The 19,581-nt window shown below is 72.9% G+C and carries 16 protein-coding genes; 8 read left to right on the forward strand and 8 right to left on the reverse strand.

Annotated elements, in window-relative coordinates; all coding sequences use genetic code 11:
• Positions 1-27 precede the first annotated feature (27 nt).
• The gene (locus ACN27D_RS26320; RefSeq protein ID WP_358172972.1) at positions 28-1,236 is read right to left on the reverse strand and encodes a TetR/AcrR family transcriptional regulator; all 1,209 of its coding nucleotides are present in this window, start codon (positions 1,234-1,236) and stop codon (positions 28-30) included.
• Positions 1,237-1,398: 162 nt separating this feature from the next.
• Here ACN27D_RS26320 and ACN27D_RS26325 point away from each other — a divergent pair, with 162 nt between their 5' ends.
• A complete protein-coding gene (locus ACN27D_RS26325) occupies positions 1,399-2,613 on the forward strand; it encodes an acetyl-CoA C-acetyltransferase (RefSeq protein ID WP_120570672.1) in 1,215 nt (404 codons plus the stop codon).
• Between the two features lie 9 nt (positions 2,614-2,622).
• Positions 2,623-4,770 carry a 3-hydroxyacyl-CoA dehydrogenase NAD-binding domain-containing protein gene (locus tag ACN27D_RS26330; protein ID WP_421500258.1) on the forward strand — a complete coding sequence of 716 codons (2,148 nt, stop codon included), beginning with the start codon at positions 2,623-2,625 and terminating at the stop codon, positions 4,768-4,770.
• A 6-nt stretch (positions 4,771-4,776) separates the two neighbouring features.
• Here ACN27D_RS26330 and ACN27D_RS26335 read toward each other — a convergent pair whose 3' ends face one another.
• Together ACN27D_RS26335 and ACN27D_RS26340 are read right to left on the reverse strand one after the other, a co-directional pair.
• Positions 4,777-6,723 carry a GMC family oxidoreductase N-terminal domain-containing protein gene (locus ACN27D_RS26335; RefSeq protein WP_358172968.1) on the reverse strand — a complete coding sequence of 649 codons (1,947 nt, stop codon included), beginning with the start codon at positions 6,721-6,723 and terminating at the stop codon, positions 4,777-4,779.
• Between the two features lie 32 nt (positions 6,724-6,755).
• On the reverse strand, positions 6,756-7,907 hold the full coding sequence (locus tag ACN27D_RS26340) for an acyl-CoA dehydrogenase family protein (protein ID WP_358172966.1): 1,152 nt from the start codon (positions 7,905-7,907) through the stop codon (positions 6,756-6,758).
• 76 nt (positions 7,908-7,983) lie between these two features.
• Here ACN27D_RS26340 and ACN27D_RS26345 point away from each other — a divergent pair, with 76 nt between their 5' ends.
• The gene (locus ACN27D_RS26345) at positions 7,984-9,474 is read left to right on the forward strand and encodes an aldehyde dehydrogenase family protein (protein ID WP_357795804.1); all 1,491 of its coding nucleotides are present in this window, start codon (positions 7,984-7,986) and stop codon (positions 9,472-9,474) included.
• A gap of 1 nt (position 9,475) precedes the next feature.
• On the opposite strand, the gene ACN27D_RS26350 is transcribed toward ACN27D_RS26345, so the two are convergent.
• Positions 9,476-10,156: a GntR family transcriptional regulator gene (locus tag ACN27D_RS26350; protein WP_421500259.1), complete on the reverse strand. Its 681-nt coding sequence runs from the start codon at positions 10,154-10,156 to the stop codon at positions 9,476-9,478.
• Between the two features lie 16 nt (positions 10,157-10,172).
• Between ACN27D_RS26350 and ACN27D_RS26355 the strand changes: the two genes are divergently transcribed.
• The 4 genes from ACN27D_RS26355 to ACN27D_RS26370 are packed head-to-tail and all read left to right on the forward strand — an operon-like array spanning position 10,173 to position 14,331.
• A complete protein-coding gene (locus tag ACN27D_RS26355) occupies positions 10,173-10,991 on the forward strand; it encodes an enoyl-CoA hydratase-related protein (protein WP_421500260.1) in 819 nt (272 codons plus the stop codon).
• On the forward strand, positions 10,988-12,148 hold the full coding sequence (locus ACN27D_RS26360; RefSeq protein WP_421500261.1) for a CaiB/BaiF CoA transferase family protein: 1,161 nt from the start codon (positions 10,988-10,990) through the stop codon (positions 12,146-12,148). Before ACN27D_RS26355 ends, ACN27D_RS26360 begins: the two co-directional genes overlap by 4 nt.
• Positions 12,148-13,176, forward strand: coding sequence for an LLM class F420-dependent oxidoreductase (locus ACN27D_RS26365; protein WP_421500262.1), 1,029 nt, complete (start codon positions 12,148-12,150; stop codon positions 13,174-13,176). The genes ACN27D_RS26360 and ACN27D_RS26365 overlap by 1 nt, the downstream gene beginning before the upstream one ends.
• Before the next feature lie 21 nt (positions 13,177-13,197).
• A complete protein-coding gene (locus tag ACN27D_RS26370; RefSeq protein WP_421500263.1) occupies positions 13,198-14,331 on the forward strand; it encodes an acyl-CoA dehydrogenase family protein in 1,134 nt (377 codons plus the stop codon).
• Here the strand turns inward: ACN27D_RS26370 and ACN27D_RS26375 are convergent.
• From ACN27D_RS26375 to ACN27D_RS26390, 4 genes are all read right to left on the reverse strand, one after another.
• Positions 14,317-15,024 carry a TetR/AcrR family transcriptional regulator gene (locus ACN27D_RS26375; RefSeq protein ID WP_120570663.1) on the reverse strand — a complete coding sequence of 236 codons (708 nt, stop codon included), beginning with the start codon at positions 15,022-15,024 and terminating at the stop codon, positions 14,317-14,319. The two genes, ACN27D_RS26370 and ACN27D_RS26375, sit on opposite strands and share 15 nt — an antisense overlap.
• Positions 15,025-15,161: 137 nt before the next feature.
• Positions 15,162-15,914, reverse strand: coding sequence for a succinate dehydrogenase/fumarate reductase iron-sulfur subunit (locus ACN27D_RS26380; protein WP_030499798.1), 753 nt, complete (start codon positions 15,912-15,914; stop codon positions 15,162-15,164).
• Positions 15,911-17,848 (reverse strand): fumarate reductase/succinate dehydrogenase flavoprotein subunit, encoded by a 1,938-nt coding sequence (locus tag ACN27D_RS26385; RefSeq protein WP_120570662.1) that lies wholly within the window; start codon positions 17,846-17,848, stop codon positions 15,911-15,913. The genes ACN27D_RS26380 and ACN27D_RS26385 overlap by 4 nt, the downstream gene beginning before the upstream one ends.
• 1 nt (position 17,849) lies before the next feature.
• On the reverse strand, positions 17,850-18,533 hold the full coding sequence (locus tag ACN27D_RS26390) for a succinate dehydrogenase cytochrome b subunit (RefSeq protein WP_121683943.1): 684 nt from the start codon (positions 18,531-18,533) through the stop codon (positions 17,850-17,852).
• 83 nt (positions 18,534-18,616) lie between these two features.
• Here ACN27D_RS26390 and ACN27D_RS26395 point away from each other — a divergent pair, with 83 nt between their 5' ends.
• Positions 18,617-19,546 carry a LysR family transcriptional regulator gene (locus ACN27D_RS26395; RefSeq protein ID WP_358172954.1) on the forward strand — a complete coding sequence of 310 codons (930 nt, stop codon included), beginning with the start codon at positions 18,617-18,619 and terminating at the stop codon, positions 19,544-19,546.
• Positions 19,547-19,581: the final 35 nt, after the last annotated feature.

A 19,581-nucleotide genomic window follows, 5' to 3' on the forward strand; every position in this document is an offset into this window, starting at 1 on the left:
CCGCCCGCACCCTCGCGATGACGCCGCTCAGGCGTGCAGCACGGCGAGCGCGAGCCGGGCGGTCCAGGTGTCGTAGCCCGCGGTGCGGTCGAAGCGGCCGAGCCGTCCGACGTCGGTGACCACGTTCAGCGCGGCGTGCACGAGGACGCGTGCGTCGCCGGCCGGCAGGTCCGGCCGTACCGCCCGGACCAGGCCCACCCACTCCTCGACGTGCAGGCGTTGCGCGCCGCGCAACTCGTGGCGGTCCCGGTCCGGCAGGTTGTTGTTCTCCGCCAGGTACACCGCGACCAGGTCGCTCTGGCCGAACGCGAAGTCGACGTAGGCCCGCACCACCCGGTGCAGCGCGTCGGCCGGGTCGCTCGCGTCGGCGATCGCCGCGGTGGTGGCGCCGGTCAGCCGGTCGGTGGCCCGGTAGTAGGCGGCCGCGAGCAGGTCGGCCTTGCCGGGGAAGTAGCGGTACACGCTGGACGCCTGCATGCCCGCGGCGCGGCCGATGTCCTCGACCGCGACGGCGTGGTAGCCGTGCCTGTGGAACAGCCGCATCGCCTCGATCAGCAGCAGCTCGCGGCGCGACGCCGGGCGCACCGGGCCGGTGGCGGGCGTGTCCTCCGGCGCGGGACGCCGCCGCGGCGGCACCGCCGGCGCGTCGGTCCGCAGCAGCGTCCAGGCGACCCGGGTGAGCAGGTGCTCGGTGTCGGTGCCGGTGGCCGCGGCCCGGTACGTGGTAACGCTGCCGAACGCGCTCAGCGCCGCGTTCACCAGCAGGTCCGCCTGCCCGGCGGTCAGCTCGGGACGCAGCTCGCGCAGCGGCGCGGCGACGCGGCCGACGAGCGTGGCCATCGACGCGGCGAACTCCTGCCGGTGCTCGGGCGTCAGGTAGCGGCCCTCCCACTGGTACAGCCCGGCCACCCGCCGCCTGCTCACCGCGACCTCGGCGAGCGCGCGCAGCAGTTCGTCGAGCAGCCCGTCGGCGCTGTTCGCCGCCGGCTGCCCGGTCGCGGCGAGCAGGGCGCCGACGACCTCGCGGGTGGCGTGCACGAGGATCGCGTACTTGTTCGGGAAGTGCCGGTAGACGGCCGGCCCGCTGATGCCGACGGCGGCGGCGATCTCGTCCACCGAGACGCCGTGGTAGCCCCGCTCGCAGAACAGCTCGGCACCGGCGAGCGCGATCCGGGCCTTGCGGTCCTTGGGCCGTCTGACCGGTGCCGGGGCGGTGTCGCTGGCTGCTCGTCGCACCGCTACACGTTAGCGCCCCCTCGCGTGGATCCGGTGGCGCCCCTCGGCGGTTTCCGTCGCGGGGCCGGAGCCGGACAGCGTGGAACGCTTCTTGACAAGCGGCGGCAGGCTCAAGAAAAGTTAGGCGAAATTCGCATGCGGGTGAGCAATGAGGAGCTTGGCATGACGACCGATGCGTTCATCTACGACGCGTTGCGCACGCCGCGCGGGCGGGGCAAGCCGACCGGAGCGCTGCACGGGGTGAAGCCGGTTTCGCTGATCACCGGCCTGATCGAGGAGACCCTGCGGCGGATGCCCGGCCTCGATCCGGCGCTGATCGACGACATCGTGCTCGGGGTGGTGTCCCCGCTCGGCGACCAGGGCGCCGACATCGCCCGGACCGCCGCCGTCGCCGCCGGCCTGCCCGACACGGTGGCCGGCGTCCAGCTCAACCGCTTCTGCGCCTCCGGCCTGGAGGCGGTGAACATCGCCGCGCAGAAGGTGCGCTCCGGCTGGGAGGATCTCGTCCTCGCCGGTGGCGTCGAGTCGATGTCCCGGGTGCCGATGGGCTCCGACGGCGGGGCGTGGGCGCTCGACCCGGAGGTCAACTACACCACCGGGTTCGTGCCGCAGGGCATCAGCGCCGACCTCATCGCCACCATCGCCGGCTTCGACCGGGAGACGGTCGACGCGTACGCGCTCCAGTCGCAGGCGCGGGCCGCGAAGGCGTGGGCCAACGGCTACTTCGCCCGGTCCGTGGTGCCGGTCCGCGACCGCAACGGGCTCACCGTCCTGGACCGGGACGAGCACATCCGGGCGGACTCGACGGCGGAGAGCCTCGCCGCGCTGCGCCCCTCGTTCGCCGAGATCGGCCAGAAGGCGGGCTTCGACGCGGTCGCGTTGCAGAAGTACCACTGGGTCGAGCGGATCGAGCACGTCCACACCGCGGGGAACTCCTCCGGCATCGTCGACGGTGCCGCGCTCGTCGCGATCGGCAGCGAGGCGGCCGGCGCCGCCGCCGGCCTCACCCCGCGCGCCCGCGTCGTGGCCACCGCGCTCAGCGGCGCCGACCCCACCATCATGCTCACCGGCCCGGCCCCGGCCGCCCGCAAGGCGCTGGCCAAGGCCGGTCTCGGCGTCGACGACCTCGACCTGGTGGAGATCAACGAGGCGTTCGCCGCGGTGGTCCTGCGGTTCGTCGCCGACCTCGGCCTGAACCCGGACATCGTCAACGCCAACGGCGGGGCGATCGCGATGGGCCACCCGCTGGGCGCGACCGGCGCCATGATCCTCGGCACGCTCGTCGACGAACTGGAACGACGCGGCGGCCGCTACGGCCTGGCCACGCTCTGCGCGGGCGGCGGCATGGGCATCGCCACCGTGATCGAACGAATCTGAGGAGCACGAATGGCCAACACCATCCGGTGGGAGCACGGCGACGACGGCATCGTGCTGCTCACCCTCGACCACCCCGGCCGCTCGGCGAACGTGATGAACGCGGAGTTCGGCGCGAGCCTCACCGCCACTGTGGACCGGCTCGAAGCCGAGCGCGACCGGATCACCGGCGTGATCGTCACCTCGGCCAAGAAGACGTTCTTCGCCGGCGGCGACCTGGAGACCCTGGTGCGGCTGACGCCCGCCGACGCCGAGGCGTCCGCCGCCGACGCGGCCGCGCTCAAGCACGCCGTACGCCGGCTGGAGACGCTCGGCCGGCCGGTCGTCGCCGCGATCAACGGATCGGCCCTCGGCGGCGGGCTGGAACTGGCGCTGGGCTGCCACCACCGGGTCGTGCTCGACGACCCGGCCGTCGAGATCGGCTTTCCCGAGGTCACGCTCGGCCTGCTGCCCGGCTGCGGCGGGGTGGTGCGTACCGTCCGGCTGCTCGGCGTCACCGCCGCGCTGACCGACTGGCTGCTGCGCGGCCAGCGCCGCCGGCCGCAGGACGCGCTCGCGCACGGGCTCGTCGACGAGATCGCCGCCGACCGGGGCGCCCTGACGGCCGCCGCCCGCGACTGGATCGCCGCCCACCCGGACGCGACCCAGCCGTACGACCGCAAGGGCTACCGGATGCCCGGCGGCACCCCGTCCAGCCCCGGCCTCGCGATGCAGTTGCCGGCCATGCCCGCCCTGCTGCGCAAGCAGCTCAAGGGCGCGCCCTACCCGGCGCCCCGCAACATCCTCGCCGCCGCCGTCGAGGGCGCCCAGGTCGACCTGGACACCGCGTTCGCGATCGAGGGCCGGTACTTCACCGAGCTGGCCACCGGGCAGATCGCCAAGAACATGATCAAGGCGCTCTTCTTCGACCTCCAGACCGCCCGGTCCCGGGCCGCCGGCGGGGACCACGAGCCGGTGCACAGCGTCGCGGTCGTCGGCGCGGGCATGATGGGCGCCGCCATCGCGTACGTCTGCGCCCGCGCCGGCATGCGGGTGGTGCTCAAGGACGTCACCGCCGAGGGTGCGGCGCGCGGCAAGGCGTACTCGGCGGGCCTGCTCGACAAGGCCGTCGCCCGGGGCCGGACGACACCGGCCGAGCGCGACGAGTTCCTGGCCCGCATCCACGCCACCGGCGACGTCGCCGACCTGGCCGGCGTCGACCTCGTCATCGAGGCGGTCTTCGAGGACCCGGCGCTCAAGCACAAGGTGTACGCCGAGATCGAACAGGTCGCGCCGGACGCGCTCATCGCCTCCAACACCTCCACGCTGCCCATCACGCTGCTCGCCGAGGGCGTCAGCCGGCCGGAGGAGTTCGTCGGGCTGCACTTCTTCTCCCCGGTTGACAAGATGCCGCTGGTCGAGGTGATCCGCGGGGAGCGGACCGACGAGACCACACTGGGCCGCGCCCTGGGCGTCGTCCGCCGGCTGCGCAAGACGCCGATCGTGGTCAACGACAGCCGGGGCTTCTTCACCAGCCGGGTCATCGGGACGTTCACCAACGAGGGCGTGGCGATGCTCGCCGAGGGCATCCCGGCGGCGACCATCGAGCAGGCGAGCAGCCAGGCCGGGTATCCCGCGCCGGTCCTCGCGCTGATGGACGAGCTGACCCTGACCCTGCCCCGGAAGATCCGGCAGGAGACGGCCGCGGCCACTGTGGCCGCCGGAGGCACCTGGACGCCGCACGCGGCCGACGCGGTGATCGACCGGATGATCGACGAGTGCGGCCGGACCGGGCGCTCCGGTGGCGCCGGCTTCTACGACTACCGCGACGGGAAGCGGGCCGGGCTCTGGCCGGGCCTACGGGAGCAGTTCGGCGGCACGAACCTGGACACGCCGTTCGAGGACCTCAAGGAGCGGATGCTCTTCATCGAGGCGATCGAGTCGGTGCGGTGCCTCGACGAGGGCGTGCTGACCTCGGTGGCGGACGCCAACGTCGGCTCGATCCTGGGGATCGGCTATCCGAGCTGGACCGGCGGCGTCCTCCAGTACGTCAACCAGTACGACGGCGGGCTGCCGGGCTTCGTGGCCCGCGCCCGGGTGCTGGCCGAGCGCTACGGCGAGCGGTTCGACCCGCCGCCACTGCTGACGGCAATGGCCGAGCGGGGCGAGCGGTTCGAGTAGCGGCGGTCAGAGCGCGGCGGCGAGTCGCTGGGCGTTCATGTACGCGATGGCCTCCACGGAGATCATCGGGTTGACGCCCAGCGACCCCGGGAAGGTGGACGCGTCGGCGAGGACCAGGTTGGGTACCTCCCACGTCGCGCCGTCCGGCCGGGCCACCGACGTCGCCGCGCTGCCGCCCATCCGGGCCGCGCCCATGATGTGCAGGGCGGCCATGGTGACCTGCCCGGGCGCGGTTCCCAGTGTCTCGACGTGCCGGACGAACTCGTCGACGGAACCCGTGCCGCGTTCCCAGACCGGGCCGCGCTGGTGTCCGGACCAGAGCCGCAGCGCTCCGGCCGCCTCGACGATCCGGGCCGCGCCGGCGATCCCGGCCCGCAGGTGGGCCGCGTCGTAGGGGGACAGGCGGTAGTGCACCACCGGCTCGCCGTCGCGGCCGACCCGGACCTCACCGCTGTCGCGGTCGCGGGTGATCACGCCGACCCCGCCGAGGTGTGGCAGCGCGCGCATCCGGTCCAGATGTGCCCGTCCGCCCGTCCAGCTCATGAACGACACAGCGGTGGCCGGGTTGGTGGCGGCGGTCTCGTAGATGACGCCGTAGCCGCGGCCGTCGAGGTCGGCGTGTTCGGTGGAGTACCGGGTCTGCATCCCGCCCTCCCACGGCCGGACCTCCTCGGCGAACACGCCCCACACGCCGGTCGCCGGATGCAGGTGCAGGTGCCGGCCGATGTTCGGGTTGGTGAGCCCGGAGCGGCGGAGCAGTGCGGGTGTCTGCACGCTGCCGGCGGCGACCACCACGGCGCGGGCGCGTACGGCGACCGGATGGCCGTCCGCGGTGTGGCCGGTCACGCCCGTCGCCCGGCCCGCTTCGACTGTCACGGTCCGCACGTCGACGCCGACGACGAGCCGCGCACCGGCGCGTTCCGCGTCGGCCAGCCAGGTCTTCGTCGCGGACCGTTTGGCGCCGATCCGGCAGCCCAGGCCGCAGCGCCCGCACTCGACACCGGTGTCGCAGCCGTCGACGTTGCGGGGCATCTCGTCGACGTGCCAGCCCAGCCGGTTCAGTCCGCGCTCCATCAGCGCGTCCCGGGAGGAGATCCGGCCGTGCTCGCGGTTGACGCCGAGCCGCGTCCACACCGCGTCGAGGCAGCCGTCGTACTCGTCGGTGGCGAACTGCGGCACGCCGAGCGCGGCCCACTCCTCGCGTACCCGGGCCGGGGTGGGGAACGACGTGGTGTAGTTCACCACTGTGCCGCCGCCGAGGCACTGCCCCTGGAGGAGGCTGAGCTGGCCCTCGGCGGTGGCGGCGGGGCCGGGGGCGTAGAGCCGGGACAGTCCGGACAACTCCCCGCCGTCGAAGTCCCGGTCGTCGTAGTAGCCGCCCTTCTCGACGACGACCACGTCCAGGCCGTGCCCGGCGAGGACCGCGGCGGCAGTGCCGCCGCCGGCGCCGGATCCGACGACGACGACGTCGCAGTCCAGTGTGGCCGGCGCGGAGGGGCGGACCGGGGTCAGCGGCGGCGCGGGCGCGTCGGCCCGGACCCCGAGCGGTCCGGGATAGCCGATGGCGTCCCACACGGGCGAGTGCCCGGCCGGCCCCGGCGTCAGGTAGTAGGAGAGGGTGGCGGCGCCCTTGAGTGCCTGGAACAGCGCCCGTTTGGCGGTGACCCGCGAGTGGGCCAGCGCGAGCAGCGTCCTCTCCCGGCGTTGCGGCGACTGCCGGGAGAACGGCTGCGCGCAACCGCCGAGGACGAACTGGGTGACCGGGGAGTCCCACCGGTCCAGCAGCCGCAGGAACTGCCGGACCTCGGCGGTGCGCGGATTGTGCAGGACGAGCGCGGCCATCACCTCGGTCGCGCCGAGCCGGCTGGCCGACGGGATCCCGGCGCCGTCACCCGGCGCGAACGTGTCGCAGATGCTCGCCAGGGCGGCGCGCTGGCGGTCGGACAGGTGCACGGTGCCTCCGATCGACCGAGGGGCCGGGTGGGTCAGGACATCTGCTCGGACAGGCCGTACGTCTTGGCGATGATCTCGCGCTGGATCTCGCTGGCGCCGCCGTAGACGGTGGACACGATCGACGAGCGGACCAGGCGCTCCATGTCGAACTCGGTGGTGTAGCCGTAGCCGCCCATCATCTGCATCGCGTCCAGGGCGACCCGGCGGGCGGTCTCGGTGGCCTTGAGCTTCGCCATCGAACTCTCCCGGGGCAGCACCGTGTCCGGTGCCCTGTCGACCTTGGCGGCGGTGTCGTAGACCAGCAGCCGGGCGCACTCGATCTCGGTGGCCAGGTCGGCCAGCCGGTGCCGGAGCACCTGGAACGATCCGATCGGCCGGCGGAACTGCCGCCGGTTCCGGACGTACTCCACGACGTCGTCGAACGCCCGCTGCGCGGTGCCGAGCATGACGCTGGCGAGGATCAGCCGCTCCATGTTGAGCCCGGCCATCAGTTGCCGCCAGCCGTTGTCGACCTCGCCGACCACGGCGTCGGCGGGCAGCGCGCAGTCGGTGAAGTAGAGGTCGTTCACCTCCCGGCCGCCCATGGTGTCGATGCCGGAGACGGTCAGGCCGGGCGCCGAGGCGGGGACCAGGAACATGGTCAGGCCGTGGTGGTCGCCGGCCCGGCCGGAGGTGCGGGCGACCAGCAGGATGTGCTCGGCGAGGTGGGCGTTCGAACACCACGTCTTCTGGCCGTTGACGACGTACCCGTCGTCGCGGCGCTCGGCGCGGCAGCTCAGGTTCGCCACGTCGGAGCCGGCCTCGGGCTCGGACATCGCGACCGCCTCGATGACACCGCGGGCCACTCCGGACAGGATCAGCTTCTTCTGGGCCGGCGTGCCGAACCGCTGGTAGGTGGCGGCCACGATGATCGAGGTGGTGAAGCCGCCGATCGGGGCCATCGCGCGGGCCGTCTCCTCCAGGAACAGGCACAGCTCCGTCATGCCGGCGCCGCCGCCGTCGAACTCCTCGGGCAGGGACAGGCCCAGCCAGCCGAGGTCGGCCATCTTGCGGTACAGCTCCGGGCTGTGCGGTTCCCGGCCGCCGTTCGTGAGGTTCCGCCGCTGCTCGCGGGTGCCCACCTCGCGGCGGCAGAAGTCCCGCACCGCCTCGACCAGGGATCGTTGCTCGTCGCTCCACTCCACCGCGGTACCTCCAGCGCGTCAGCAGGGATTGACAGCAAGGCTAGACTATCGAATATCAAATGTCAGGAGGCTGCCGATGACGTCCCTCGTGGAGCACCCTCGCCGGCTGCGCGTCGTCGACCCGGTGACGGGTGAGCACCGCGCCGACTACGAGATCGCCGACGACGCCGCCGTGCGCGCCGCCGTGGCACGGGCCCGCGAGGCGGCCGGCTGGTGGGCCGCCCTGGACGCCCGGCAACGCCGCCGCCACCTGCTGGCGTACAAGGCGGCGGTCGCCGGCGGCATCGAGGAACTGGCCGGGATCGTCCGGAGCGAGACCGGCAAGAGCCTCGCCGGGGCGCAGCTCGAGGTGATGCTCGCCGTCGAGCACCTGGACTGGGCGGCCCGGCACGCCGCGCGGGTGCTCAGGCGGCGCTCGGTCTCCTCCGGCCTGCTCGCGTTCAACCAGGCCGCCTCCGTCGAGTACGTGCCGTACGGCGTGGTCGGCGTGATCGGCCCGTGGAACTACCCCGTCTACACGCCGATGGGCGCGGTGTCGCACGCGCTCGCGGCCGGCAACGCGGTGGTGTTCAAGCCCAGCGAGTTCACCCCCGGCGTCGGTGTGTGGCTGGCCGAGCGCTGGCACGAGCTGTTCCCCGACCACCCGGTCCTCCAGGTGGTGACCGGCGACGGCTCGACCGGAGCCGCGCTGTGCCGCGCGTCGGCCGACAAGATCGCCTTCACCGGGTCGGCCGCGACCGGCCGCGCGGTCATGGCCGCCTGCGCCGAGAGCCTTACCCCGGTGGTGATCGAGGGCGGCGGCAAGGACGCGCTGATCGTCACCGCCGACGCCGACCTGGACGCGGCCGCGCGGGCGGCGGTCTTCGGCGGCCTGGGCAACGCCGGGCAGACGTGTGCCGGCGTCGAGCGCGTCTACGTCGAACGGTCCGTCTACGAGCCGTTCCTGGCCACGCTCACCGAGCTGGCACGGCAGGTCCGGCCGGGCGCCGAGCCGGACGCGCCGTACGGGCCGATGACCACGCCAACCCAGCCGGACGTCGTCCTGCGCCACGTCACCGACGCGCTCGACCGGGGCGGTCGGGCGGTGGTGGGTGACGCCGCTTCGGTGCGGCCCCCGTTCGTGGAGCCGGTCGTGCTGACCGAGGTGCCCGAGGACAGCACCGCCGTCACCGAGGAGACGTTCGGCCCGGTGCTCGTGGTCAACCCGGTGGCCGACGCCGACGAGGCGGTACGCCGGACGAACGCGACCAGCTACGGGCTCTCCGGTTCGATCTTCACCCGCGACCGCCGCCGTGGCCTGGCGCTCGCCGGGCGGCTGCGGGCCGGCGCGGTGTCGGTCAACTCCGTGCTGGGGTACGCGGGCGTGCCGTCACTGCCCTTCGGCGGTGTGGGCGACTCGGGGTTCGGCCGGGTCCACGGCGCGGACGGCCTGCGCGAGTTCAGCCGGGCGCGATCGGTGACGTGGCAGCGGTTCCGGCCGCTGATCGAGGTGATGACGCTCCAGCCGTCCGCCTCCGCCATGAAGCGCTCGCTGGCGATGTTCGCGTGGCGTCATGGCCGCCGGTGACTCACTCGTTCCACACGCCCAGCCCGTCGAGGTGCTTGACCAGCCGTTCCGCGCCGTCGGTGAAGTGCCGGGCCATGACCGGCCGGACGGCCTCCGGGTCGCGGGCTTCGAGCGCGTCGAGCAGCGCCTCGTGATCGGCGATCATGCCCGCCCGCCACTCGGGGTCGGCGGCGTAGAAACGCGACGGCGTGTAGCGGGTCACGGTCCGCAGCAGCCAGGACAGCTTGCGCGCGTCGGCGAGCCGGTTGATCCGGCGGTGGAACTCGTATTCGAGCTGCTCGACCCGGCTGACCTGCCGGGCCTGGGCGGCACGGCGCAGCCGCTCGTGCTGCTGCCGCAGGTCGTCGAGCTGCTCCGGGGTGATGCTGACGGCCACCCGGGCGGCCAGCTCACCGGCGATGTGGCCCTGGAGGCTGAACACGTCGATGATGTCCTGCCGGGACAGCGGCGCCACCACGTGCCCGCGGCGCGGTTGCAGCTCGACCATGTCCTCCGCGCGCAGCATCAGCAGCGCCTCGCGTACCGGCGTGATGCTCAGCCCGGTCTCCTGGGCGACCTCCTCCAGCCGGATGCGTTCGCCGGGGCGCAGCTGACCGGACATGATCCGGTCGCGCAGCAGACTCGCCACGGTCTCGGAGAGCTGGGGTTGAGAGACGTTCTGGATCCTGCCGCGGTCCGCCACCAGTTGAGGGTATCAAATGTCAAATGTCACAACAGGAGCGCCGGTCGGCGCCGGCTTGCGGGCCGCCACCAGCGGCGGCGTACGCACCATCTGGTTCGACCGGCCCGACCGGCGCAACGCGATGACGCTGGAGATGTTCCGCGACTACTACGCGGCCCTGGTGGCGGCGGACGCGGACCCGGAGGTACGGGCGGTCGTGGTCACCGGCTCCGGTGACTGGTTCTGCTCCGGCGCCGACCCGGAGGCGCTGGCCGCACTGCTCGACGAGCGCAACCGTGAGCTGCTCGCCGGCGAGTTCGGCTTCCCGCCGCACCTGCCGTTGACGCTCGGCACGCCGATCGTCGCCGCGATGAACGGCGGGGCGGCCGGTCTCGGCCTGGTCCACGCGCTCTACGCCGACATGCGGTTCATGGCGGCGGAGGCGCGCCTGTCCACCACGTTCAGCCGGCTCGGCCTCGTCGCCGAGTACGGCAGCGCCTGGCTGCTGCCCCGGCTCGTGGGCGTCGGCGCCGCGCTGGACCTGCTGCTGTCCGGCCGCAAGGTCGACGCGGTGGAGGCGTTCCGGATCGGGCTTGTGCAACGCGTGCTCCCGCGCGACGAGGTGCTGGCCGAGGCACAAGCCTATGCCGCGGCCCTGGCGCAGCACTGCTCACCGGCGTCCATGGCGGTGATCCGTCGGCAGGTGTTCTCCGGCCTGGAGACCGGCGCCGCCGAGGCCGCCGCCGACGCGATCCGCCTCATGGTCGAGTCGCTGGCCGGCGCCGACTTCGGCGAGGCCCTGCTCGGCCGGGCCCAGGGCCGCGCACCCCGCTTCGCGCCACGGGCCGGCGCGTGAGCGGCCCGCTCGCCGGCGTCCGGGTCGTGGAACTGGCCGGGATCGGCCCCGGCCCGTTCGCCGCCATGCTGCTCGCCGACCTCGGCGCCGACGTGGTCCGGGTCGACCGGCCGGAACCCGGCGCGTTCGCGTCCGGCGACCCCGGGCGGAACCTGCTCAACCGGGGCAAGCGTTCGATCGTGGTGGACCTGAAACACCCCGACGGTGCCGAGGTGGTCCTCGCGCTGGCCGGGCGGGCCGCGATCCTGATCGAGGGCTGGCGTCCCGGTGTCGCCGAGCGTCTGGGCGTCGGACCGGCCGCGGCGCTGGCCCGCAACCCGGGGCTGGTCTACGGGCGGATGACCGGCTGGGGACAGGACGGGCCGCTGGCCCGCACCGCCGGCCACGACATCGGCTACATCGCGGTGGCCGGGGCGCTGCACCCGATCGGCCGCGCCGACGGGCCGCCGCAGATCCCGCTCAACCTGGTCGGCGACTTCGGCGGCGGCGCGCTCTACCTGGTCGTCGGCATCCTGGCGGCGCTGCACGTCGCCGGCGCCACCGGGCGAGGGCAGGTCGTCGACGCCGCCATCGTGGACGGCGCGGCCCACCTCACCACCCCGTTCGCCGGGCTGCTCGCCGAGGGCGCCTGGCGGCCCGAGCGGGGCCGCAACCTGCTCGACGGCGGCGCGCCGTTCTACGACGTGTACGCCACCGCCGACGGCGGGCACATGGCGGTCGGCGCGCTGGAGCCGCAGTTCTACGCCGAACTGCTGCGGCTGCTCGGGCTGGCCGACGCGGACCTGCCGGACCGGCACGACGTCACCGGATGGCCGGTGCTGCGCGCCCGCTTCGCCGAGGTGTTCGCCGGGCGTACCCGCGACGAGTGGACGGCCGTGTTCGACGGCACCGACGCCTGCGTCGCGCCGGTGCTGTCGCTGACCGAGGCGCCGGGTCACCCGCACCTTCACGCGCGCGGCACGTACGAGGAGCACTTCGGCGTCCGGCAGCCCGCCGTGGCGCCCCGCCTGTCCGGGACACCCGGCCGGGTCGGCGGCCCGCCGCCCGCGCCGGGCGCGGACACCGAGCCCGTCCTCACCGACTGGGGGCTGGACGAACACCTACCGCGGTGGCTGGACGGCGGCGCCGTCGGCCGGAAGCAGGGAGCAGCGCACTGATGCGTATCGGGACGACACTGGCGTACGCCGCCGATCCCCGCGGCGGCGCCGACGACGTGGCCGCCTGGGAACAGGACGGCCTGGACGTGGTCTGGGTGTCCGAGGCGTACGGCTTCGACGCGCCCACGGTCATGGGTTACCTCGCCGCCCGCACGAGCCGCGTCCACATCGGCTCGGCGATCCTGCCGATCTTCTCGCGTACCCCGGCCCTGCTGGCGCAGACCGCGGCGGGCCTGGACGCGATGTCCGGTGGCCGGGCCATCCTCGGGCTCGGCGCGTCCGGGCCGCAGGTGATCGAGGGATGGCACGGCGTCGCGTACGACCGGCCGCTGGCCCGCACCCGCGAGGTGATCGACATCTGCCGGCGGGTGTGGCGGCGCGAGACGCTGACGAACGACGGCCTCTACCGGCTGCCGCTGCCGCCCGGCGAGGGCACCGGGCTGGGCAAGCCGCTGAAGATCCTCACCCACCCGGTCCGCGACCGCATCCCGATCCACGTGGCGAGCCTCGGCGACCGGAACGTCCGGATGACCGCCGAGATCGCCGACGGATGGCTGCCGTTCCTCTACGACCCGCGGCGCGCGGGCGACGTCTGGGGCGCCGCGCTGGCGGCCGGCCGGGCGAAGCGGTCCGCCGATCTGGGGCCGCTGGAGGTGGTGGCCGGCGGGCCGCTGGCCATCGGCCCGGACGTGACCGGGCTGCGCGACCTCGCCCGGCCGCTGATCGCCCTGTACGTGGGCGGGATGGGCGCCAAGGGCCGCAACTTCTACCACGACCTGCTGTGCCGCTACGGCTACGCCGCCGAGGCGGACCGCATCCAGGAGCTCTACCTGGACGGTCGCAAGGCCGAGGCCGCCGCCGCGGTGCCGGCGGAACTGCTGGAACGCACCAGCCTGATCGGGCCGGAGAGCTATGTGCGCGACCGGGTCCAGGAGTACCGCGACGCGGGCGTGACGATCCTGAACGTCGCGCCGCTGGGCGAGGACCCCCGGCGCCTCGTCGCCGCCGTCGCGGACATGGCCCGGTAGCGCGGGGGAGGGAGCCGACACATGGACCGCACCGTCTTCACCGCCGACCATCTCGCATTCGCCGAACTGGTGCGCGCGTTCATCGACAAGGAGATCACCCCGCACCACGAGCGCTGGGAGGCCGACGGCATCGTCGACTGCGGCGTGTGGCGGGCCGCGGGCGCCGCCGGCCTGCTCGGCTTCTTCGTCGACGAACGGTACGGCGGCGCCGGCGTCACCGACCGGCGCTTCCACGCCGTCCTGACCGAGGAACTGGCCCGGGCCGGCGCGAGCGGGCCGGCGTTCGGCCTGCACAACGACATCATCGGGCCGTACCTGACCGACCTGACCACCGAGGAGCAGAAGCAGCGCTGGCTGCCGGGCTTCTGCTCCGGCGAGATCGTCACCGCCATCGCGATGTCCGAGCCGGGCGCCGGCAGCGACCTGGCGGGCATCACCACCACGGCGGTACGCGACGGCGACGACTGGGTTCTCAACGGGCAGAAGACGTTCATCAGCAACGGCATCCTGGCCGACCTGGTGATCGTGGTCGCCCGTACCGACCCCGGCGCCGGACGGCGGGGGATCAGCCTGCTCGTGGTCGAGCGCGGCATGCCCGGGTTCGAGCGCGGCCGCAACCTCGACAAGCTCGGCCAGAAGGCGCAGGACACCGCCGAGCTGTTCTTCGCCGACGTCCGCGTACCGGCGGCCAACCTGCTCGGCGCCGAGGGCGAGGGTTTCGCCTACCTGATGCGCAACCTGCCGCTGGAGCGGCTGTCGATAGCCGTCGCGGCGCTCGCGGGCGCCGAGACGGTGTTCGCGCAGACGCTCGACTACTGCCGGCAGCGCCAGGCGTTCGGCCGTCCCATCGGCAGTTTCCAGCACAACCGGTTCGTGCTCGCCGAACTCGCCACCGAGCTGCGCCTGGGCCGGGTCTTCGTGGACCAGTGCCTGGTCGCGCCGGACCTCACCGCGGAGACGGCGGCGATGGCGAAGTGGTGGTGCACCGAGTTGCAGAAGCGCGTCGTGGACCGGTGCCTCCAGTTGCACGGCGGCTACGGCTACATGCGCGAGTACCCGGTGGCCCGCGCCTACCTGGACGCCCGCGTCCAGACCATCTACGGCGGCACCACCGAGATCATGAAGGAGGTGATCGGCCGCTCACTCGGCCTGTGAGCCGGGCTCCAGCATGGGTACGAGGAACCGCCGGGCCATCTCCCGCAGCGCGTCGGCGTCGTCGAGGTCGACGACGTGGCTCGGGGTGAGCAGGAAGGAGCAGGACAGGCGGGTCATCAGCTCGGCGGCCACCTCCACGTCCACTGTGGCGGCGATGGTGCCGGCGCGCTGCTCGCGGCGCAGCTGCCCGGCGACGAACCGCTGCACGGTCGCCAGCGTCCGCCCGCCGTCGCTGATCATCGAGGGGATGAGCACGTCCGGTTCGACGCTCATGAGCCCGCCGATCAGCGGGTTGCGGCGGATCGCGTCCAGCGCGCTGACGAAGCCCAGCACCACCCGGTCGCCGACTGTCTCCGCCTGCTGGATGTCGACCAGGAACCGGTCGAAGTAGCGCCGGAACTCGCGGCGGACCACCTGCTCGACCAGCCGGTCCTTGGTGGCGAACCGGCGGTACGCGGTGATCCGGGAGACGCCGGCCCGGCGGGCCACGTCCTCCATGGTGGAACGGCGGATGCCCATCCGGCAGAACTGCTCGTAGGCGGCGTCGAGGATCCGGGTGGCCACCTCGTCGGTGTCGTCGGCGCTGTGCAGCGCCTCGGTGAAGGCGCGTTCCAGCAGCGACTCCGGCGGGCCGGCCGGTTCGTCGTGACCGGCACCGGGGGAGGACGCCTGCGCCGGAGCGGTCCGGGCCATGGGTGCCCTCCCGGGAGAGACGGTGACGCGGTTGGCGCTTCACCGTACCAATCGCCGGGGCGTACCCCCGTGCGAGCGCGACCGCCGCGCCCTGCGGATGCGGGACGCGGCGGTCGCGTGGGTCGTGCGGCGTGCGGTCAGGAGCCGGCGCGCTTGGCCGTCGCCTTCAGATAGTCCCGGTTGAGCCGGCCGATGGTGTTCAGCGGGATGCCCTTCGGGCAGGCCGCCGCGCACTCGCCGATGTTGGTGCAGCCGCCGAAGCCGGCCTCGTCGTGCGCGTCGACCATGCCGATCACCCGGGTGTAACGCTCCGGCTGGCCCTGCGGCAGCAGCGAGAGCTGGGTGATCTTCGCGGCGGTGAACAGCATGCCGGAGCCGTTCGGGCAGGCCGCCACGCAGGCGCCGCAGCCGATGCAGGCCGCGGACTCGAACGCGGCGTCCGCGTCGGCCTTCGGCACCGGCACCGAGTGCGCCTCCGGGGCGCTGCCGGTCGGCGCGGTGACGTAGCCGCCGGCGGCGATGATCTGGTCGAAGGCGTTGCGGTTGACCACCAGGTCCTTGACGACCGGGAAGGCGCGGGCCCGCCAGGGCTCGATGTCGATCGTGTCGCCGTCGGAGAACTGCCGCATGTGCAGCTGGCAGGCGGTGGTGCCGCGCTGCGGGCCGTGCGCCTCACCGTTGATCATGAGGCTGCACATGCCGCAGATGCCCTCTCGGCAGTCGTGGTCGAACGCGACCGGCTCCTCGCCGTCGAGGATCAGCCGCTCGTTGAGCACGTCGAGCATCTCCAGGAAGGACATGTCCGGGGACACGTCCTGCACCGGGTAGGTCACCATCCGACCCTTGTCCTCGGGGCCGTGCTGGCGCCAGATGCGCAGGGTCAGGTTCACTTGTAGCTCCGCTGCGTGGGGTGGACGTATTCGAAGGTCAGGTCTTCCTTGTGCAGCACGGGCTCACCGGTGCCGGTGTACTCCCAGGCCGCCACGTAGGCGAACCGGTCGTCGTCGCGCTGCGCCTCGCCGTCGGGCGTCTGGTGCTCGGCCCGGAAGTGGCCGCCGCAGGACTCCTCGCGGTGCAGGGCGTCGATGCACATCAGCTCGGCCAGCTCGAAGAAGTCGGCCACCCGGCCGGCCTTCTCCAGCGACTGGTTGAGGCCCTCGCCGTCGCCCGGCACGCGCACCCGCTGCCAGAACTGCTCGCGCAGCGCGCGGATCTCGTCGATCGCCTTGCGCAGCCCGGCCTCGGAGCGCTCCATGCCGCAGTGCTCCCACATGATCTGGCCCAGCTCGCGGTGGAACGAGTCCACGGTACGGTCGCCGTTGATCGCCAGCAGCCGCTTGATCCGGTCCTCGACCTCGGTACGCGCCGCGACCGCATCGGGGTGGCTGGCGTCGACCTTGTCCAGCGGGCCGGAGGAGGCCAGGTAGTTGGCGAGCGTGTTCGGCAGCACGAAGTAGCCGTCGGCCAGGCCCTGCATCAGCGCCGAGGCGCCGAGCCGGTTCGCGCCGTGGTCGGAGAAGTTGGCCTCACCGATCACGAACAGGCCGGGGATGCTCGACTGGAGGTCGTAGTCGACCCAGAGGCCGCCCATCGTGTAGTGCACGGCGGGGTAGATCCGCATCGGCACCTCGTACGGGTCCTCGCCGGTGATCCGCTCGTACATCTCGAACAGGTTGCCGTACTTGGCCTCGATGGCCTTGCGGCCGAGCCGGTTGATCGCGTCGGCGAAGTCCAGGTAGACGCCGAGGCCGGTCGGGCCGACGCCGCGTCCGGAGTCGCACACGTTCTTCGCGGCGCGGGAGGCGATGTCGCGGGGGACCAGGTTGCCGAAGGACGGGTAGATCCGCTCCAGGTAGTAGTCCCGCTCGTCCTCGGGGATCTCCCGCGGGCTGCGCTGGTCGCCCTTGGCCTTGGGCACCCACACCCGGCCGTCATTGCGCAGCGACTCGCTCATCAGGGTCAGCTTCGACTGGTGGTCGCCGGAGACCGGGATGCAGGTCGGGTGGATCTGCGTGTAGCAGGGGTTCGCGAAGTACGCGCCCTTGCGGTGCGCCCGCCAGGAGGCGGTGACGTTGCAGCCCTTGGCGTTCGTGGAGAGGTAGAAGACGTTGCCGTAGCCGCCGGAGGCGAGCACGACCGCGTCGGCCATCTCGGTGCTGATCTCGCCGGTGACCATGTCGCGGACCACGATGCCGCGCGCCCGGCCGTCGACGAGCACCAGTTCGAGCATCTCGTGGCGGGCGTTCATCTCCACGTTGCCCAGGCCGATCTGCCGCTCCAGGGCCTGGTACGCGCCGAGCAGCAGCTGCTGGCCCGTCTGGCCCCGGGCGTAGAAGGTGCGCTGCACCTGGGCGCCGCCGAAGGAACGGGTGTCCAGCAGGCCGCCGTACTCGCGGGCGAACGGCACGCCCTGGGCCACGCACTGGTCGATGATGTTGACGGACACCTCGGCCAGCCGGTGCACGTTCGACTCGCGGGAGCGGAAGTCGCCGCCCTTGACCGTGTCGTAGAACAGGCGGTGCACGGAGTCGCCGTCGTTGCGGTAGTTCTTGGCGGCGTTGATGCCGCCCTGCGCGGCGATCGAGTGGGCCCGGCGCGGGCTGTCCTGGTAGCAGTAGGACTTCACCCGGTAGCCCTGCTCGGCCAGCGTGGCGGCGGCGGAGCCGCCGGCCAGGCCGGTGCCGACCACGATCACCGTCATCTTCCGGCGGTTGGCCGGGTTGACCAGCTTCATCTCGAAGCGGTGGCGCTCCCACCGCGTCTCGATCGGGCCGTCCGGGGCCCGGGTGTCGGCGATCGGGTCGCCCTCGGTGTAGAGATCCATGTCAGGCCACCAATCCGGTGATCACGGCGAACGGGACCAGCAGGTAGCCGCCGACGAGCGCGACGGCGAAGACGAGTGCGGCGATCCGGGCCCGGCGCTCGCCCTTGGGCGTCTGCTGGCCGAGGCTGCGGAACGCGCTGAAGGCGCCGTGGCGCAGGTGGAAGCCGAGGGTCACCAGCGCGAGGGTGTAGAAGAGCGTGACGTACCAGCGCTCCGGCGCGAAGTCCGCGACGACGTTGCCGTACGGGTTCGACGGGTCGCCCTGCGGGTTCAGGTGACCCGTGGTCAGGTCCAGGATGTGGTAGATCACGAAGAGCAGGATGATCACACCACCCCAGCGCATCGTGCGGGCCGCATAGTTCACGTGGATCTTGCGGCGGTGCGCGTACTTCACCGGCCGGGCGGCCCGGGACCGCATCGCGAGCATGGTGGCCGCGCCGATGTGCCCCAGGACGGCCAGGGTGAGCACCGTGCGCTGGATCCACAGGAACCACGTCGTCGGCAGCAGCGGCGTGCCGATGTCGCGCAGCCAGTGCGCGTAGTGGTCGAACGAGGTCTCGCCCGTGAAGATCTTCAGGTTTCCGAGCATGTGCAGGATCAGGAACAGCACAAGGATGATGCCCGTCACCGCCATGACGGCCTTGAGGCCGACGTTCGAGCGGATGGGCGACCGAGTTTTCGTGATTACCACGCGGTCGACGCTAGGAGCACTTCGATCAGGCGTCCAATGCATCGAAATCGCAGTGTTGATAGCCGTAAGCTATGTAGATGCAGCTCCATCAGCTTCGGTACTTCGTAGCGGTCGCCGAAGTACGACATTTCACCCAGGCAGCCGATCTTGTCGGCATTACCCAGCCCTCGTTGAGTAAGCAAATTCACGCCCTGGAGACCGACCTGGGGGCCCCGCTGTTCGAGCGGGTAAGGGGCAACATCGCACTCACCGCGGCCGGCGAGGTGCTGCTGCCGCTGGCCAAGCGGATCCTCGCCGACGTGGAGACCGCCACCCGCGAGGTGCAGGAGCTGGTGGGGCTGCGCCGCGGCCGGGTCCGGCTCGGCGCCACGCCCAGCCTGGCCACCTCGCTCGCCCCGCCGGTGCTGCGCCGGTTCCGCGACGCGCACCCCACTGTCGACCTACGCGTGGAGGAGGGCGGCTCGCAGGATCTCGTCCGGGACCTGCTCCGCGGCGACCTCGACCTCGCCCTGATCATCATGCCGTCGGCCGGCACCGACCCGGGGCTGCGCGCCGACCCGATCCTGCGCGAGAGCCTGGTGGTCGCCTCGGTCGACCCGCTTCCCGGCGCCTCGGCCGCCGGGGAGCTGCGCATCACCGACCTGCGCGACCAGCCGCTCGTCATGTTCCGTGAGGGCTACGACCTGCGCGACGCCACGCTCCAGGCGTGCCGGGCAGCAGGGTTCGAGCCGACCCTGTCGGTCGACGGCGGGGAGATGGACGCGGTGCTCAGCTTCGTCGAGGCCGGGCTCGGCGTCGCGCTGGTGCCGGGCATCGTGGTGGCCCGCCGCCCCGGCATCCGGGTCACCCGGCTCGTGCCGCCCGGCGTCCGCCGGACCATCGCGGTGGCCCGCCGCCGCGACGTGGTGCCCACGCACGCCGGGCGCGAGCTGCGCCGCATCCTCCTGGAGTACGTCCACGACGCCACCGCCACCGCCGCCCTCCCCCCAGGCGTGGAGCCGTTATAGCCCCGCCCGGCCGCCCCGCCTCCCCGCCGCCCCGT

Source organism: Micromonospora sp. WMMD1274, from assembly GCF_049179035.1.
GTDB lineage: Bacteria > Actinomycetota > Actinomycetes > Mycobacteriales > Micromonosporaceae > Micromonospora > Micromonospora tulbaghiae.

Bases quoted from the DNA above. Each gene is read 5' to 3' on its own strand.
- ACN27D_RS26370 (WP_421500263.1), top strand. From the start codon at position 13,198: ATGGACCGCACCGTCTTCACCGCCGACCATCTCGCATTCGCCGAACTG.
- ACN27D_RS26375 (WP_120570663.1), bottom strand. From the start codon at position 15,024: ATGGCCCGGACCGCTCCGGCGCAGGCGTCCTCCCCCGGTGCCGGTCAC.
- ACN27D_RS26385 (WP_120570662.1), bottom strand. From the start codon at position 17,848: ATGGATCTCTACACCGAGGGCGACCCGATCGCCGACACCCGGGCCCCG.
- ACN27D_RS26365 (WP_421500262.1), top strand. From the start codon at position 12,148: ATGCGTATCGGGACGACACTGGCGTACGCCGCCGATCCCCGCGGCGGC.
- ACN27D_RS26325 (WP_120570672.1), top strand. From the start codon at position 1,399: ATGACGACCGATGCGTTCATCTACGACGCGTTGCGCACGCCGCGCGGG.
- ACN27D_RS26395 (WP_358172954.1), top strand. From the start codon at position 18,617: ATGCAGCTCCATCAGCTTCGGTACTTCGTAGCGGTCGCCGAAGTACGA.
- ACN27D_RS26345 (WP_357795804.1), top strand. From the start codon at position 7,984: ATGACGTCCCTCGTGGAGCACCCTCGCCGGCTGCGCGTCGTCGACCCG.
- ACN27D_RS26355 (WP_421500260.1), top strand. From the start codon at position 10,173: ATGTCAAATGTCACAACAGGAGCGCCGGTCGGCGCCGGCTTGCGGGCC.
- ACN27D_RS26330 (WP_421500258.1), top strand. From the start codon at position 2,623: ATGGCCAACACCATCCGGTGGGAGCACGGCGACGACGGCATCGTGCTG.